The sequence below is a fragment of the Amycolatopsis sp. NPDC004772 genome, assembly GCF_053601215.1.
Genome location: NZ_JBSGBK010000142.1, coordinates 1 through 13977, shown reverse-complemented (window position 1 = coordinate 13977; position 13977 = coordinate 1). Strand labels below are relative to the sequence as shown.

The 13977-nt window shown below is 71.3% G+C and carries 15 protein-coding genes; 5 read left to right on the top strand and 10 right to left on the bottom strand.

Annotation, left to right across the window (positions count from 1 at the left end):
* Positions 1-146: 146 nt before the first annotated feature.
* Complete coding sequence (locus tag ACWEF6_RS41410) at positions 147-953, bottom strand: ABC transporter permease (RefSeq protein WP_449687955.1); 807 nt, start codon at positions 951-953, stop codon at positions 147-149.
* The gene (locus tag ACWEF6_RS41405) at positions 950-1927 is read right to left on the bottom strand and encodes an ATP-binding cassette domain-containing protein (protein ID WP_449687954.1); all 978 of its coding nucleotides are present in this window, start codon (positions 1925-1927) and stop codon (positions 950-952) included. The genes ACWEF6_RS41410 and ACWEF6_RS41405 overlap by 4 nt, the downstream gene beginning before the upstream one ends.
* A gap of 105 nt (positions 1928-2032) precedes the next feature.
* Here ACWEF6_RS41405 and ACWEF6_RS41400 point away from each other — a divergent pair, with 105 nt between their 5' ends.
* Positions 2033-3049 carry an endonuclease/exonuclease/phosphatase family protein gene (locus tag ACWEF6_RS41400; RefSeq protein WP_449687953.1) on the top strand — a complete coding sequence of 339 codons (1017 nt, stop codon included), beginning with the start codon at positions 2033-2035 and terminating at the stop codon, positions 3047-3049.
* On the opposite strand, the gene ACWEF6_RS41395 is transcribed toward ACWEF6_RS41400, so the two are convergent.
* From ACWEF6_RS41395 to ACWEF6_RS41385, 3 genes are read right to left on the bottom strand one after another with little or no spacing between them, the layout of a single operon-like run.
* Positions 3050-3844, bottom strand: a complete 795-nt coding sequence (locus ACWEF6_RS41395) for an SIR2 family NAD-dependent protein deacylase (protein WP_449687952.1) — start codon at positions 3842-3844, stop codon at positions 3050-3052.
* Positions 3837-4148, bottom strand: a complete 312-nt coding sequence (locus ACWEF6_RS41390) for an antibiotic biosynthesis monooxygenase family protein (protein WP_310969019.1) — start codon at positions 4146-4148, stop codon at positions 3837-3839. The genes ACWEF6_RS41395 and ACWEF6_RS41390 overlap by 8 nt, the downstream gene beginning before the upstream one ends.
* Before the next feature lie 31 nt (positions 4149-4179).
* Complete coding sequence (locus ACWEF6_RS41385; RefSeq protein ID WP_449687951.1) at positions 4180-5586, bottom strand: M1 family metallopeptidase; 1407 nt, start codon at positions 5584-5586, stop codon at positions 4180-4182.
* Between the two features lie 75 nt (positions 5587-5661).
* Between ACWEF6_RS41385 and ACWEF6_RS41380 the strand changes: the two genes are divergently transcribed.
* Positions 5662-6408 (top strand): alpha/beta fold hydrolase, encoded by a 747-nt coding sequence (locus ACWEF6_RS41380; RefSeq protein WP_449687950.1) that lies wholly within the window; start codon positions 5662-5664, stop codon positions 6406-6408.
* A gap of 66 nt (positions 6409-6474) precedes the next feature.
* On the opposite strand, the gene ACWEF6_RS41375 is transcribed toward ACWEF6_RS41380, so the two are convergent.
* From ACWEF6_RS41375 to ACWEF6_RS41355, 5 genes are all read right to left on the bottom strand, one after another.
* A complete protein-coding gene (locus ACWEF6_RS41375) occupies positions 6475-7431 on the bottom strand; it encodes a peptidoglycan recognition protein family protein (RefSeq protein ID WP_449687949.1) in 957 nt (318 codons plus the stop codon).
* A 63-nt stretch (positions 7432-7494) separates the two neighbouring features.
* Positions 7495-8370, bottom strand: coding sequence for an A/G-specific adenine glycosylase (locus ACWEF6_RS41370; protein ID WP_449687948.1), 876 nt, complete (start codon positions 8368-8370; stop codon positions 7495-7497).
* A 9-nt stretch (positions 8371-8379) separates the two neighbouring features.
* Positions 8380-9315 carry a glycosyltransferase gene (locus tag ACWEF6_RS41365; RefSeq protein ID WP_449687947.1) on the bottom strand — a complete coding sequence of 312 codons (936 nt, stop codon included), beginning with the start codon at positions 9313-9315 and terminating at the stop codon, positions 8380-8382.
* Between the two features lie 3 nt (positions 9316-9318).
* On the bottom strand, positions 9319-9810 hold the full coding sequence (locus tag ACWEF6_RS41360) for a beta-class carbonic anhydrase (protein WP_449687946.1): 492 nt from the start codon (positions 9808-9810) through the stop codon (positions 9319-9321).
* A 100-nt stretch (positions 9811-9910) separates the two neighbouring features.
* Positions 9911-11011: a LacI family DNA-binding transcriptional regulator gene (locus ACWEF6_RS41355; RefSeq protein ID WP_310969008.1), complete on the bottom strand. Its 1101-nt coding sequence runs from the start codon at positions 11009-11011 to the stop codon at positions 9911-9913.
* Between the two features lie 177 nt (positions 11012-11188).
* On the opposite strand from ACWEF6_RS41355, the gene ACWEF6_RS41350 reads away from it, so the two are divergent.
* Genes ACWEF6_RS41350 through ACWEF6_RS41340 form a run of 3 tightly spaced genes read left to right on the top strand, consistent with a single transcriptional unit; the run spans position 11189 to position 13827 of the window.
* Positions 11189-12100, top strand: a complete 912-nt coding sequence (locus ACWEF6_RS41350; protein ID WP_449687945.1) for a metal ABC transporter solute-binding protein, Zn/Mn family — start codon at positions 11189-11191, stop codon at positions 12098-12100.
* A 2-nt stretch (positions 12101-12102) separates the two neighbouring features.
* Positions 12103-12948, top strand: a complete 846-nt coding sequence (locus ACWEF6_RS41345; protein ID WP_310969005.1) for a metal ABC transporter ATP-binding protein — start codon at positions 12103-12105, stop codon at positions 12946-12948.
* Between the two features lie 3 nt (positions 12949-12951).
* On the top strand, positions 12952-13827 hold the full coding sequence (locus tag ACWEF6_RS41340) for a metal ABC transporter permease (protein WP_449687944.1): 876 nt from the start codon (positions 12952-12954) through the stop codon (positions 13825-13827).
* The last annotated feature ends 150 nt before the right edge of the window (positions 13828-13977 follow it).

The window sequence follows — 13977 nt, the reverse complement described above, 5'->3', positions numbered from 1 at the left end:
TATGCGGGTCGCCTCCTTCCCAAAACGCACTCGGTGGCCGGGATCGGGCCCGACACGGTCTGAGGCGGTCGTGAGTGGTAAGGCGGGTTCTAACCCGCCTTACCACTCACGACCTCTGGCGCTACTCACCCCCGTGTGTGCGCCTTTCAGACCCGCCGGCGGTAGGCCCAGGTGGCCAGCGGGAAGAACACGAGCACCGCACCGGCCATCCAGGCCAGCGCCCCGGCCAGCGGGCCGGCGACGGCTCCGCCGTTCATCAGGCCGCGCAGCGCGTTCGCCATCAGGCTGACCGGGCTGATGTCCGCCCAGGCCCGCAGCCAGCCCGGCATGGTGTTCGTCTGCACGAACACATTGCTGCCGAACGTCAGCGGCATGATGAAGACGAACATCAGCGCCTGCGCCGAGCCCGGCGTCTTCATCAGCATGCCGACGAACACCGAGCCCCAGCAGAAGCTCAGCCCGAACGCCAGCGCGAGCAGGATCGCCACCGCGAACTCGCCGGGGCTGGTCGCGATCCGGTAGCCCATGATCGTGGCCACGACCATCAGCACGGTCAGGCAGACGACGTACCGCACGACGTCGGCGAGCACCGCGCCGATCAGCGGCGCCGAGCGGGCGATCGGCATGCTGCGGAACCGGTCGAACACGCCCTTGGTGACGTCGGTGTTGAGCTGCACGCCGACGGTCAGGCACGCCTGCAGGATGTTCATCACGATGACGCCGGGCACGACCAGCTGCAGGTAGGCGTCGATCGAGCCGGACAGCGCGCCGCCGAACAGGTAGACGAAGATCACCAGGAAGATGATCGGCATCAGGGTGACGTCGGCGAGCTGTTCGGGGTTCTTGCGGATCTTCAGGATGCCGCGCCAGGCCAGCGAAAGCGCGTGCTGGAACCCCTTGCCGGGGCTGATGTGGCGGGGCGGGGCCGGGCGGTCGAGGGCCAGCGTCGTCATGCCAGGCTCCCTTCGAGGGTCTTGTCCTCGGTGGACGGTTCGGCGGTGTGCCCGGTGAGGGCGAGGAACACCTCGTCGAGGCTGGGCAGCCGCAGCGCCAGCTCGTCCGCGGTGATCCCGGCTTCGTCGAGCTTGCGGACCAGGGTGGACAGCAGGACGGGGTCGTTGACCGGCGCGGTGAGCAGGCCGGTCGCGTCGTCGCGGGTCGGCCGGACGCCGGACAGGTCGCCGAGGATGCGGTTGACGGCGTCCATGTCGGCCGGCCGGGTCGGCCGCACCTGCAGCGTCTGCCCGCCGACGCGGCGCTTGAGCTCGTCGGCGCGGCCGTCGGCGACGACCCGGCCGTGGTCGAAGACGGTGATCTTGTCGGCCAGCTGGTCGGCTTCCTCCAGGTACTGCGTGGTCAGCAGCACCGTCGCGCCCTCGGCGACGAGGCCGCGGACGACGTCCCAGACCTCGTTGCGGGCGTGCGGGTCCAGCCCGGTGGTCGGTTCGTCGAGGTAGAGCACCTCGGGCCGGCCGACGAGGCTGGCGGCGAGGTCGAGCCGCCGCCGCATGCCGCCCGAGTACGTCCGGATCGGCCGCTTGGCCGCCTTGGTCAGCTCGAACCGCTCGATCAGCTCGGTGGCGCGGGCCTTGGCGTGGCTGCGCGGGTAGCCGTACAACCGTCCGATCAGGACGAGGTTCTCGATGCCGTTGAGGTCCTCGTCGACCGACGCGTACTGCCCGGTCAGCCCGATCAGGCTGCGGACCCGGACCGGGTCGGCGACCACGTCGTAGCCGCCGACGGTGGCTCTGCCGGCGTCGGGTTTCATCAGGGTCGCCAGGATCCGGACGGCGGTCGTCTTGCCGGCGCCGTTCGGCCCGAGCACCCCCACGACCTGCCCGAACGGGACCTCGAGGTCGACCCCGTCGAGCGCCTTGGTGTCCCCGAAGTGCTTGACCAGGCCCTCGGCCTGGATTGCGTGCGACATGGGCGTCCTCCTCTACTGCCGCTTCTGAGGGTCACTTTGGACGGCGGCGCTGGTAAGCCGCGCACAGCGCGCTGTCAGCGGCTGGCAGGCGCTGGTGGAGATCTTGTGGAGGAGTTGTCGGGGCAGCAGCCGAGCGGCGCCGGTCTCGGCATACTCGGCAGCATGGTGGTTGCGGAAGAGACGCGGTCGCGGCGGAAGAACCCGCTGGTCACGGGCCTGCTGGTGGTCCCGCTGGTGCCGCTGGCGCTGCTGGCGGCGCTACGCCTGCTCGGCTACGACGGCGGCTGGTACACGCTGGTCGCGCTGTCGTTGACGCCGTTCGCGGCGGCCGCCGGGGTGCTGCTCGGCGGCGTCACCCTGGCGTTGCGGCGGTGGTGGCTCGGCGGGGTCGCGCTGGTGCTGGCGCTCGCGTTGGCCGTCCTCGTCATCCCGCGGGTGTCGGCGAGCGAGCAACGCACCGTGCAGGGCAAGACACTGCGCGTCCTCGCCTCGAACCTGCTCTACGGCCAGGCCGACGCGAAAGCCGTCGTCGACCTGGTGCGCGAGCAGCGGATCGACGTGCTGAACCTGGTCGAGATGACCCCGTCGGCGGTCGACCGGCTGACCGCGGCGGGGCTGTTCGACCTGCTGCCGCACCGCGTGCTGCACCCGGCGCCCGGCGCGTTCGGCTCGGGGATCGCGTCCCGCTTCCCGCTGAAGGAGGTCAACCTGACCGGCGATTCGGCGGCCAAGCAGCCGGGCGCGGAGGCCGACCTCGGCGAGGGCGTGGTGGTCGAGATCGTCGCGGTCCACCCGATCTCCCCGGACGTGGACACCCCGCTGTGGGAGCGCGAAATCAAGGACCTGTCCCAGCCGGCGGGCGAGCACGGGCTGCGCATCCTGGCGGGCGACTTCAACGCCACGCTGGACCACGCGGCCTACCGGACGGTCCTGTCCCGCGGCTACCACGACGCCGCCGAGGAGCGCGGCGAAGGCTTGGCCCCGACGTGGCCGTCGTCCATGCCGGTGGTGACGATCGACCACGTGGCGGTCGACAACCGCGCGGCGGTGCTGGACTACCGGGTGTTCGATGTGGCGGGCAGTGACCACCGGGCGGTGTTCGCCGAGGTCCGGCTGCCGTGATCAGCGGGGCAGGAGCTGCTTGAGCGTTTCCAGGGCCCCCGCCGCGATGGACACGCCGCGGCCGTGGCGGATCTCTGGTTCTCGGGGGTTGATCCGGATCAACGCGCCCGTTGCCGCGCTCGCCAGTTCGGCGTAGCGGCGGACCGTCGGGACCGCCTGGCCCGCTCCCAGCTCCACCACCACGAGGTCACGAGCCGTCCGGCGCCACGCCGTGAGCTCGTCCAGCTGGGCCTGGCTGCGGTCCGGGACCCAGGAAAAGTCGCCGAACATCAGGATGTTGGGACGCGCCAACCCGCCGCAGCGGGGGCACGACGGCAGTGGGGGCACCGCCCGCATGGTCTCCTCGTCGACCGTCACGTCCAGGTCCGCCGGCCAGATCTCGGACGTGCACCCGGCGAGGCACTGCAGGTGGTGGATCGAGCCGTGCGCCTCCGCCACGGACTCGAAGCCCGCCTTTTGGAACTGGCCGTCCACATTGGACGTGAACACGCGGACGCCGCCGGGTAGACGCGCACCCAGTGAGAGCAGCAGCCGGAACCCCTCGTGCGGGACCGTCTCGCGGTACAGCGCAAGCCGGTGCCCGTAGAAGCCCCAGGCCAGCTCGGGATCTTCGGCGAAGTGGCGCGGGTCGGCCAGTTCCTCGAACTGCAGGCCGAGGCGAGCGTACGGCGGATACGCGCGCCAGAACCCTTCGCCGCCGCGGAAGTCCGGGAGCCCCGAGTCGACGCCCATGCCGGCGCCGGCGCAGATCAGGAGTGCGCCGGCGCCGTCCAGGAGCTTTGCCGCCTCATTCACCCGGCTGGGAACCGAGAACGACCTCGAACTCCAGGAGGTTCGCGCCGGTGGACACCGGCTTGGCGCGCTCGCCCGAGTGCGCCGCCGCGGCCGGGCCGCCCTTCGCCCACGCCTGGTAGTGCTCCTCGGTTTCCCACTTCGTGTAGACGAAGTAGCGCGTCTCGCCGGACACCGGCCGCAGCAGCTCGAAGCCGAGGAAGCCCGGCTGCTCGTCGACCGAGTGCATGCGCGCGGCGAACCGCTTCTCCAGCTCGGGGCCGGCGCCCTCGGGGACCTCGATCGCGTTGATCTTCACGACACTCATGCCTCCCACCCTAGTTGGCCGCGGGGTGGCTTCAGCTGCGCAGTGAGCCGGGGAACAGGTCCGCGTCCGCCGGGAGCTTCGTGCCGCGGAACCACGTGTCGAAGAACGCCCGCAGGTCCTTGCCGCCGATTCGCGCCGCCATCGTCTCGAAGTCGGCCCAGGTTGCGTTGCCGTGGCGGTAGCGGGCCGGCCACTCGTGCAGGAGTCGGTCGAAGGCCGGGTCGCCGATTTCGCGGCGCAACGCGTGCAGGGCCAGGATGCCCTTGTTGTAGACGCCCTCGAACTCGTGGCCCTGGCCCATGCCGACCAGCTTCTGCGCCCAGAAGTCCGTGCTGCCGCGGGTGATCTCGATGGCCGCGCGGTAGCGGTCGTCCAGGTTCTGACCCTCGCGCTCGGCCCACAGCCACTGCGAGTACGACGCGAAGCACTCGTTCAGGCAGATGTCGGACCAGTTCCGCACCGAGACCGAGTCGCCGAACCACTGGTGGGCGTTCTCGTGCACCAGCGTCGGCAGGTCCGCCCACTTCGCGTAAGTCGGCCGGGTCTGCGTCTCCAGTGAGAACGGGACCTCCTCGTTCAGGAAGATCCCGCCCGCCGCCGATTGCGGGTACGGGCCGAACTTGCCGCTCAGGAAGCCGAGCACCTCCGGCAGGCGGTCGCCGATCGCGCGGCGGGCTTCGGTGCCCGGGGCGTACGCCGAGACCACCGGGGTGCCGTCCTTCAGTGTCGACCTGTCGACACTGAACTTGCCGATCGCGATCGTCGTCAGGTAGGTCGCCACCGGGTTGGGCTCGGTCCAGGTGCCCGGCGGGCCCTCGCGGCCGTTCGAGAGCACCGTCCAGCCCGCCGGGACGTGCGCGGTGAGCGTGAAAGTCGCCTTGTCGCGCGGGGTTTCGTTCGCCGGGTACCAGAACGCCGCCGAGTGCGGCTCGCCGACCATGTACGCGCCGCCGTCGGCCGAATGCTTCCAGCCGTTCTCGCTGCCGCCGGTGTGCGGGGTCTTGGCCGGATCGCCGCCGTAGCGCACCCGGGTGCGGAACGTCGTCCCCGCCCGGATCGGGGCCGGCGGGGTGATGACCAGCTCGAACGCCTTCTCCCGGCTGAACGTCGCCGGTTTGCCGTCGACTTCGACGCTGTGCACGTCCAGTCCGCGCAGGTCGAGGTCGAACCGGCTGAGGTCCTGGGTGGCCTTGGCGGTCACTGTGGTGTCGCCGTCGAGGTGCCCGCTCGGCGGGTCGTATTTGACGTCGACCTGGTAGCCGAGCGCGTCGTACCCGCCGTTGCCGTCGTCCGGGTAGTAGGGATCGCCGCCGCCGGACGCGCCCGGTACCGGGTGCATCGGTGGCGGCGGGGGCGGCAGCGTGACGGCGTCGCCACCGCACGCCGCGGCGAGGACCACCGCGGCGCAGACGGCCAGGGCGGTCAGTCGGCGGCGCACACCCACCACCATAGGTGATGGATTGCGATCGGTTGGTCACGTTCCGCACCAGCGGTTTTGTGGTTAGGTGGCCGCGTGCTCTGTTTCGGCGGCAGCGGCGTGCCGATCGTTCTGCTCCACGGCCTGATGGGCCGCGCGCGGACGTGGTGGCGGGTCGCGGAGTGGCTCCGGCCCTACGGCGCGGTGTACGGCTTCGACGCGCGCGGCCACGGCAACGCGCCGCGCGTCGGCCCGTGGACGACAGAGCGCTTCGCCGACGACGTCGCCGAAGCGCTGCGGACGCTCGACGCGGGCCCGGCGGTGCTCATCGGCCACTCGATGGGCGGCCTGCACGCCTGGGCGACCGCCGCGCGGTACCCGGAGCTGGTGCGCGCGGTCGTCTCCGAGGACTTCGCGCCGGACCAGCGCGGCCGGACCGTCGAGACCTGGCGCGGGTACTTCGAGAGCTGGCCGGTCCCGTTCAAGTCCCTGGAGCACGTCCGCGAGTTCTTCGGCGACGCGGGCGGGTACTTCGCGGACTGCGTCGAGGAGCGTTCCGACGGGTTCCACCTGGTGGCGGACCTCGAAGACCTGTACGTGATCGCCGCCGAATGGGGCCGCCGGGACTACTGGGACGTCGTCACGGCGATCCGCTGCCCGCTGCTGCTGGTCGAGGGCGAGCACACGGCCATGCCGCCCGGCCAGCAGGCACTCGTCGCCGACCGGGTCGACGGCGCGAAACACCTGGTGGTCCCGGGCTCGGCGCACCTGCCCCACGACGAAGCCCCGGAGATCTACCGGGGTGCCGTCGAGGCCTTCCTCAGCCAGGTCCTGAACCGCTGAAGCCGCGCGTGAGCAGAAGGACGGCACACCGAGCGCGTCGTTGAGCCCGGCGCACCGACCTCCTGGTCACGTACGGGCCAGGTCCGCTCGCCAGGCCGCCGTCGAGCGGTCCGACGGCACGATCAGCGGCCAGACGTCCGCGCCGAGGAAGCCCGCCTCGTCGGATACCTTGGCCGCGGTGCACGTGTCGCGGGCCAACCCGGCCTGAGCGGACAAAGCGGTCACCGCGTCCTTTGTGGACTTCCCGAAGACCCCGTCGGTGGGAACCCCGAAGCCGGACGCGCGCAGGAACTGCTGCGCGAGCTGCACTTGGCGGCCCGTGTCGCCCGGCTTGAGCAGCGGCCACTCCGCTTCGGCCCGCGCCACCGACACGCCGAGGACGCGGCCGACGGCGGTCCGCAGCTCCGGCAGCCGGTTGTAGAGCACCTGGCCGGGGCACTCGGTCGAGTTGAAATCGCGGTGGCCCTTGATGAACTCCGGCGCGATGCCGTATTGGCTCGCGATGTAGGCGACCAGCGAGACCAGCGAGTTCCACAGCGCCGGCGGCACGTCCACCGTGCTGTAGAGGCCCTCGTTCTCGATGCCGATGACCTCGCTGTTGTGGTTGCCGACGTTCGCGCCCTGGACGTGCTTGGTGCCGCCGCGCAGGATCTCCAGGCTGCGGTGCCGCCCTTCGGTGATGTACCCGCCGCGGCTGTTCGTGAACTGCTGGCCGCTGTCGATCCAGCCGTTCTTGTCCATGTGCAGGTCCTGGATGAACCGCGAGACGTAGAACGCACGCGCCAGCGAGAAGTCGTCGTTCATCGGCGGGTCGACCGCGTGGTGAACGACGATGTACGTCGGCTTGTGGTTCTCCACCACGATGGTGCCGGTGGCGGGCCGGGCGCCCCAGTCCGACGTCGGGTGGATCGCCGGTACCGGCACGGCTGCCGTGGCCGTCCCCGTGGTCGTCATCCCCAGTGCGCCGGCCGCGGTCGCGGTCACCCCCGCCTTGAGCAGGGTCCGGCGGTCAACAGTGACCATGCGGAAAACGGTAACTCCGCAGCGCGCCATTGACAACTATTGACCAACTTTGGTTGTAGCGCGTTAGTGTTCACCTGGCAGGGCGAAGAGGCCGTCGCGGGTCTGCTCCAGCAGGCCGTCGACCAGCAGGGAGTCCAGGCAGCGGTCGCGCTGCCCGCCGTCGTGCCACACCTGGTCCAGGCGCGCCTTCTCGACCGGTCCCTCGCTGCCGCGCAGGACGTCGAGCAGCCGCCCGCGGACGTACCGGTCGGTGCCCGCGTACCGCTGCACCGGCTTGGCCGGGCCGGTGTACTCCGGCCGCCCGGCGCGCTGCCACGCGCATTCGTCGTGGATCGGGCAGTCCGCGCACTTCGGGGCCCGCGCAGTGCAGATCAGTGCGCCGAGCTCCATGATCGCCGCCGAGAACTTCGCCGCGGGCGCGTCTTCGGCCGGCAACAGGGCCTCGACGTCGGCCATGTCCCGGGTGTTGGACGCCGGCCCGGCGTCCCCGGCCCCGTGCACCGCCCGCGCGACGACCCGCCGCACGTTCGTGTCGACGACCGGCGCCCGCCGCCCGTAGGCGAACGCGGCGACGGCCCGCGCGGTGTAGGCGCCGATCCCGGGCAGCGCGAGCAGAGTGTCCACATCGGACGGAACGACGTCGCCGTGCTCGCGCGCGATCACCCCGGCGGCCTCGTGGAGCCGCAGCGCCCGGCGCGGGTAGCCGAGCTTGCCCCAGGCCCGCACGACCTCGCCCTGCGAAGACGCGGCCAGCGCCGAGGGGACCGGCCAGCGCGCCATCCATTCGTGCCAGATCGGCTGCACCCGGACGACCGGGGTCTGCTGGAGCATGATTTCGCTGACCAGCACGCCCCAGGCCGTGCAATCCGGCGAGCGCCACGGCAGATCCCGGCCGTGCGCGGAGAACCAGTCGAGCAGTACGTCAGCGTCCACAGCCACGCCGGGAGGCTACTTCGCGTACTTCGGCAGCTCGCGGGCGACCTCGTCCGGCGACGGCATGGCGGCGATCTCTTCGGCGACCGCGCGGGCCGCTTCCCGGCAGGAGGACGCCTTCCGGGCCTGTTCGGCGACGGCTTCCGCGGTCAGCTCGCCAGGCAGCAGGCGCACCGCGGCCCCCGCGGCGACGAGCGCGTCGGCGTTGGCGAACTGGTCGGCGCCCTGCGGCAGGACGAGCTGCGGGACGCCCGCGGCGAGCGCACCGAGGGTGGTGCCGCTGCCGCCGTGGTGCACGACGAGGTCCGCGTGCGCGATCGCCGCCGCCTGCGGTACCCAGGCCTGGGCCGTCACGTGGGCCGGCAGCGGCCCGAGGGCCACTCCGCCGGTGGCCACCACGACGGGCGTGCCGAGCGTGGCCAAACCCTCGATCGCCGTCTTGAGCACCTCCGGGGTGCCGAACGCGGTGCCGAGGGTGAGGTAGACCAGCGGCCCCCGGAAGTCGCCCGGCTCGGCGAACGGCACCGGCCGCACCGGGACGCGCTCGGCGGTCGCGAGGAAGTCCGCGTCCTGCAGGGACGGCGGGCAGACGTCGAGGTGCACACCGCCGGTGGGACGCTCGAACCCGATGCCGGGCGGGAACATCCGCCCGAACCCGTGCCAGAGCGACGGGATCCCGGCGCGCTTCGCCGCGACACCCACTTCCGGGACGCCCCACCCGTGCACGACCAGATCCGGCCGCAGCCGCTGCAGGTCGGGCTCGATGTCCTCGGCGTAGATCTCGTAGAACGAGTCCGCCGGCCGGAACGGGTTCAGCCCCCGCAGCGACTCGTGGACGTGCTCGCCGGCGGCGAAGTGCACGTCGTGCCCGATGTCCCGCGCCGCGACCGCGAGCGGGACCATCGGGTACGTGTGGCCGGCCGAGGCCAGCCCGGCGAACAGGACTCGCAAGGCCTACTCGACCTCGGTGAGCTTCCCGGTCTTCACGTCGTAGACGAACCCGCGCACGTTCTCCGTGTGCGGCAGGTACGCGCTGCGCCGCACCCGCTCCACCGAAGTCCGCACGCTGTTCTCGACGCTGCGGAAGGCCTCGACCGACCACGTGGGCCGCAGGCCGGTGTCGGTTTCGAGCTCGTCCTTGAAGTCGTCCTCGGTCACCATCGAGAGGCCGCACTCGGTGTGCTGCACGATCAGCACCTCACGCGTGCCCAGCTTGCGCTGCGACAGGGCGAGCGAGCGGATCATGTCGTCGGTCACCACGCCGCCGGCGTTGCGGAGGACGTGCGACTCGCCCTGCAGGAGGCCGAACAGCTCGAACACCCGGATGCGGGCGTCCATGCAGGTCAGGATGGCCACCTGGAGCGACGGCTTGGGGGACGACCGGTCGCCGGGCGTCACCTCGCCGAGTTCCTGGTTGCGCTTGAGCAGTACGTCGATCGAGGTCATCGGTCACCTTCCGGCCAGTGGCCCCGCGGCGCGGGTCGTCCACTCCATTTGACCGGGTGACTACCCCGATGAGCAATGCGCTAAGAGCAATGTCACGAGGTCAGCCGCCGAACCACGGCTCGTCGACGGTCCGCGGCGGGCCCGACGTCCGCCCGACGCGCAGCTCGGTCGGCAGGGTGATCACCTTCGGCGCGCTGCGTTCGCCCGAGCTGAGCAGCAGCCGCCCGGCCGTCTTGCCCTTCTCCAGCACCGGCTGGTGGACCGTGGTGAGCCCGATCCGCTCGGCTTCGGCGATGCCGTCGAAGCCGGTCACCGTCAGGTCCTGCGGCACCCGCAGCCCGCGCCGCTCGGCCTCGGCCATCGCGCCGAGCGCGAGGATGTCGGAGGTGCAGATCACGGCCGTGATCTGCGGGTAGGCGTCCAGCAGCTGGCGGGCCGCGGACGCGCCGTCGTCCACCGTGTGGTCGAACCGCTCGACCACCGGGACGCCCGCCCAGTCGACGCCCGCCGCCGAGAACGCCACGGCGAGCGCTTCCAGCCGGGTGCGCTGGACGTGGAAGTGCGCGCCGCTCTGCCGCGTCGCGGAGACGAAGTCGTCGTTGCGCTCGCGGGCCAGGCGCATGCAGATGACGCCGACCTGCCGGTGGCCCAGCGTGACCAGGTGCTCGGCGATCTTGCCGACGGCCGCGGCGTCGTCCGGGCCGACGCGGTCGATGCCCTCGAGGCTCGGCTGGTCGATGATCACCGTCGGCACCGGGCGCTCCAGCACGGCGGCCAGGTGCGGGTCGTCGTCCGGCACGGAGTAGACGACGAAGCCGTCGACACCCGCGCGGTGCACCGCGGCGACGTCCTCCCGGCCCGGGCTGGCCGGCACCAGGTGCAGGCCGACGCCGGCGTCTTCGCAGGCCAGCGCCAGTCCTTCGAGGACACCGACGGCGGCGGGGTCGCGGAAGGCGTAGGAGAGGTTCTCGGTGAGCAGGAGCCCGACCGCGCCCGCCTTGCGCGTGCGCAGGGAGCGGGCGACCGGGTCGGGGCCGGGGTAGCCGAGGCGCCGCGCGGTCTCGAGGACGCGGCGGCGCAGTTCCGGGGACAGCTGGTCCGGCCGGTTGTAGGCGTTGGACACCGTGGTCCTGGACACACCGAGCTCCGCCGCGAGCGACGCCAGCGTCGCCTGCCTCCGGGTGCGAATAGGACGGCCCATCTGCAAACCGTAACGGTTCAGATCGGTTTCCTGAAGAGACACCCCGCGTGGTCGATGTCTCGATCCGCATGCGCAGAGACGCATACACCAAAGCGGGATCTGATGGCCAGAAAGTCATCCGGATGGGGTAAGGTGAATCTGACAACGGTTTCCATTAGCGTCTTCAGGAGTCCCCGCATGAGTTCCCGTCGCACCAGGAGCGTGCTCGCCGCCGCTTCGGCTCTGTCCGTGTTCGCCTTGGCCGCGTGCTCCGGCGGGACGTCCTCCGACGGCGGCGGCGCGCAGGCGGGCGGCGACGGCAAGGTCAAGGTCGTCGCGTCGACCGACGTCTGGGGCAGCGTGGTCTCCGCCGTCGGCGGCGAGAACGTCGAGGTCAAGTCGATCATCCACGACCCGTCGGCCGATCCGCACTCGTACGAGACGACGGCGGACGACGCCCTCGCCGCGAAGGGCGCGCAGCTGCTGCTGTCCAACGGAGGCGGCTACGACGAGTTCTTCGGCAAGCTCACCGAGCAGGCGGGGAGCGCGAAGAAGCTCGTCGCCTACGACATCGCCGCGACCGGCGACGAGAACGAGCACGTCTGGTACGACCTGCCGGGCGTCGACAAGGTCGCCGACCAGCTCGCCGCGCAGCTCGGCGAGCTCAAGCCGGCGGCCAAGCAGCAGTTCACCGACAACGCGACGGCGTTCAAGGCGAAGGTCGACGCGCTCGAGAAGCGGCTCGAAGAGCTCGGGACCAGCCACCCGGGGACGAAGGTCGTCGTCACCGAGCCGGTCGCGCACTACCTGCTGGCGAGCGCGAAGATCGCCGACGCGACACCCAAGGCGTTCTCGGACGCGGTGGAGAACGACACCGACGTCCCGGCCGACGCCGTCAGTGCGTACCAGCAATTGATCGCGACCAAGCAGGTCAAGGCGTTGATCAACAACGAGCAGACGGTGACGCCGCTGACCCAGGACGTCGTCAAGCAGGCGAAGGAGGCCGGGCTCGGCGTGGTCAGCGTGACCGAAACGCTCCCCGCGGGTGTGACGGACTACATTGGCTGGATGACCGGGGAAGTCGACGAGCTGGCTGGGGCGTTGAAGTAGGCATGTCTCCCGCCTCCGATGACGTACGCCCCGCGGTCCGGGTCCGCGGGGCGGGCCTCGCGTTCGGCCCGCGCACCCTCTGGTCCGGGCTGGACCTCGTCGTCGAGCCGGGCGAGTTCCTCGCCGTGCTCGGCCCGAACGGCTCCGGCAAGAGCAGCTTCCTCAAGGCGCTGCTCGGCATGCAGGACCTGTCGGCGGGCACGGTCGAGATCGCGGGCGGCCGCCCGGGCGGCGCGAACCGCAAGGTCGGCTACATCCCGCAGCAGCGCGCGATCGACGAGTCGCTGACGCTGCGCGGTGTCGACCTGGTCGGGCTGGGTCTCGACGGGCACCGCTGGGGGTTCGGCTTCCCGGGCATCGCGGCCCGCCGCCGGCTCGTTTCCGAAGCGATCGACGCCGTCGGGGCCACGCGGTACGCGAAGCAGCCCGTCGGCCGGCTGTCCGGCGGCGAGCAGCAGCGGCTGCGGGTGGCCCAGGCCCTGGTCGGCGACCCCGAAGTGCTGCTCTGCGACGAGCCGCTGCTGTCGCTCGACCTGGCGCACCAGCGCGCGATCAGCGAGCTGATCGACGCCCGCCGGCGCACGGCGGGCACGGCGGTGCTGTTCGTGACGCACGAGATCAACCCGGTGCTGCCGTTCGTCGACCGGGTGCTGTACCTGGTCAACGGCCAGTTCCGGATCGGCAAGCCGGACGAGGTCATGACGACGGAGACGTTGTCGGAGCTGTACGGCACCCGCGTCGAGGTACTGAAGGTCGGCGGCCAGATCCACATCGCGGGCGCGCAGAGCGCGTTGTGCGAGGCCGAGCCGCACCACCACGAACACGACGTCGAAGAGCAAGTGGGCTGAGTCTTGGATCTGTTCGACTTCGGCAAGACCTGGGAGCTGATCACCGAGCTCGACGGCGTCCAGACGGCGCTGCTGGCGGCGGCGATCCTCGGCCTGGTGGCGGGCGTGCTGGGCCCGCTGATCGTGATGCGGCGGATGTCGTTCGCGGTGCACGGCACGTCCGAGCTGGCCTTCACCGGCGGCGCGGCGGCCCTGTTGCTCGGCATCGGCGTCGAGTACGGCGCGCTGATCGGCGCGGTGGTGGCGGCGCTGCTGCTGGGCATCCTGGGTGCGCGCGACGCCGACCGCGACTCGGTGATCGGCGTGATCCTGTCCTTCGGGCTCGGGATGGGCGTGCTGTTCCTGTCGTTCTACAAAGGACGGTCCGGGAACAAGTTCGGGATCCTCACGGGCCAGATCATCACGATCGATTCGACGAACCTGACGTTGTTCGTGGTGTCGTCGGTGGTGGTGCTGGCGGTGCTGGCCCTGGTGTACCGGCCGTTGCTGTTCGCTTCGGTGGACCGGAACGTGGCGGTGGCGCGCGGGGTCCCGGTGAAGACGCTGACCGTGGTGTTCGCGCTGCTGGTGGGTGTTTCGACGGCGTTGAGCGTGAAGGTGGTCGGCTCGCTGCTGGTGGTGGCCCTGATGGTGACCCCGGCCGCCGCGGCGGCCCGCGTGACGGCGTCCCCCTGGAAGGCGACGGTGCTGTCGGTGGTGTTCGCGGAGGTGTCGGCGATCGGCGGGATCGTGCTGTCGCTGGCGCCGGGCCTGCCGGTGAGCGCCTTCGTGACGGCGATTTCGTTCCTGATCTACGTGGTCTGCCGGGTGCTCGCCTGGCAGCGCGACCGCCGGACGCGCGTGAGCACGGTGGAACCGGCCCTCGCCGCGGCGGCCTGACCCAAGCGCCCCAATGTGGCGTTGGGGGGGGGGGGCGCACCCCCCCCCCCCCGGGGGGGGGGGGGGGGGGGGGGGCGGCGGGGGGCCCCGGGGGGGGTTGGCCCCACCAAATAAGAAAGGGAAAGAGGAGGGGGGGGACAGAGGGTTTGT

Excerpts from the sequence above, each read along its gene's own strand:
- ACWEF6_RS41410 (WP_449687955.1), bottom strand. The coding sequence starts at position 953 with ATGACGACGCTGGCCCTCGACCGCCCGGCCCCGCCCCGCCACATCAGC.
- ACWEF6_RS41405 (WP_449687954.1), bottom strand. The coding sequence starts at position 1,927 with ATGTCGCACGCAATCCAGGCCGAGGGCCTGGTCAAGCACTTCGGGGAC.
- ACWEF6_RS41390 (WP_310969019.1), bottom strand. The coding sequence starts at position 4,148 with ATGAGTGTCGTGAAGATCAACGCGATCGAGGTCCCCGAGGGCGCCGGC.
- ACWEF6_RS41375 (WP_449687949.1), bottom strand. The coding sequence starts at position 7,431 with ATGGTCACTGTTGACCGCCGGACCCTGCTCAAGGCGGGGGTGACCGCG.
- ACWEF6_RS41360 (WP_449687946.1), bottom strand. The coding sequence starts at position 9,810 with ATGACCTCGATCGACGTACTGCTCAAGCGCAACCAGGAACTCGGCGAG.
- ACWEF6_RS41355 (WP_310969008.1), bottom strand. The coding sequence starts at position 11,011 with ATGGGCCGTCCTATTCGCACCCGGAGGCAGGCGACGCTGGCGTCGCTC.
- ACWEF6_RS41350 (WP_449687945.1), top strand. The coding sequence starts at position 11,189 with ATGAGTTCCCGTCGCACCAGGAGCGTGCTCGCCGCCGCTTCGGCTCTG.
- ACWEF6_RS41345 (WP_310969005.1), top strand. The coding sequence starts at position 12,103 with ATGTCTCCCGCCTCCGATGACGTACGCCCCGCGGTCCGGGTCCGCGGG.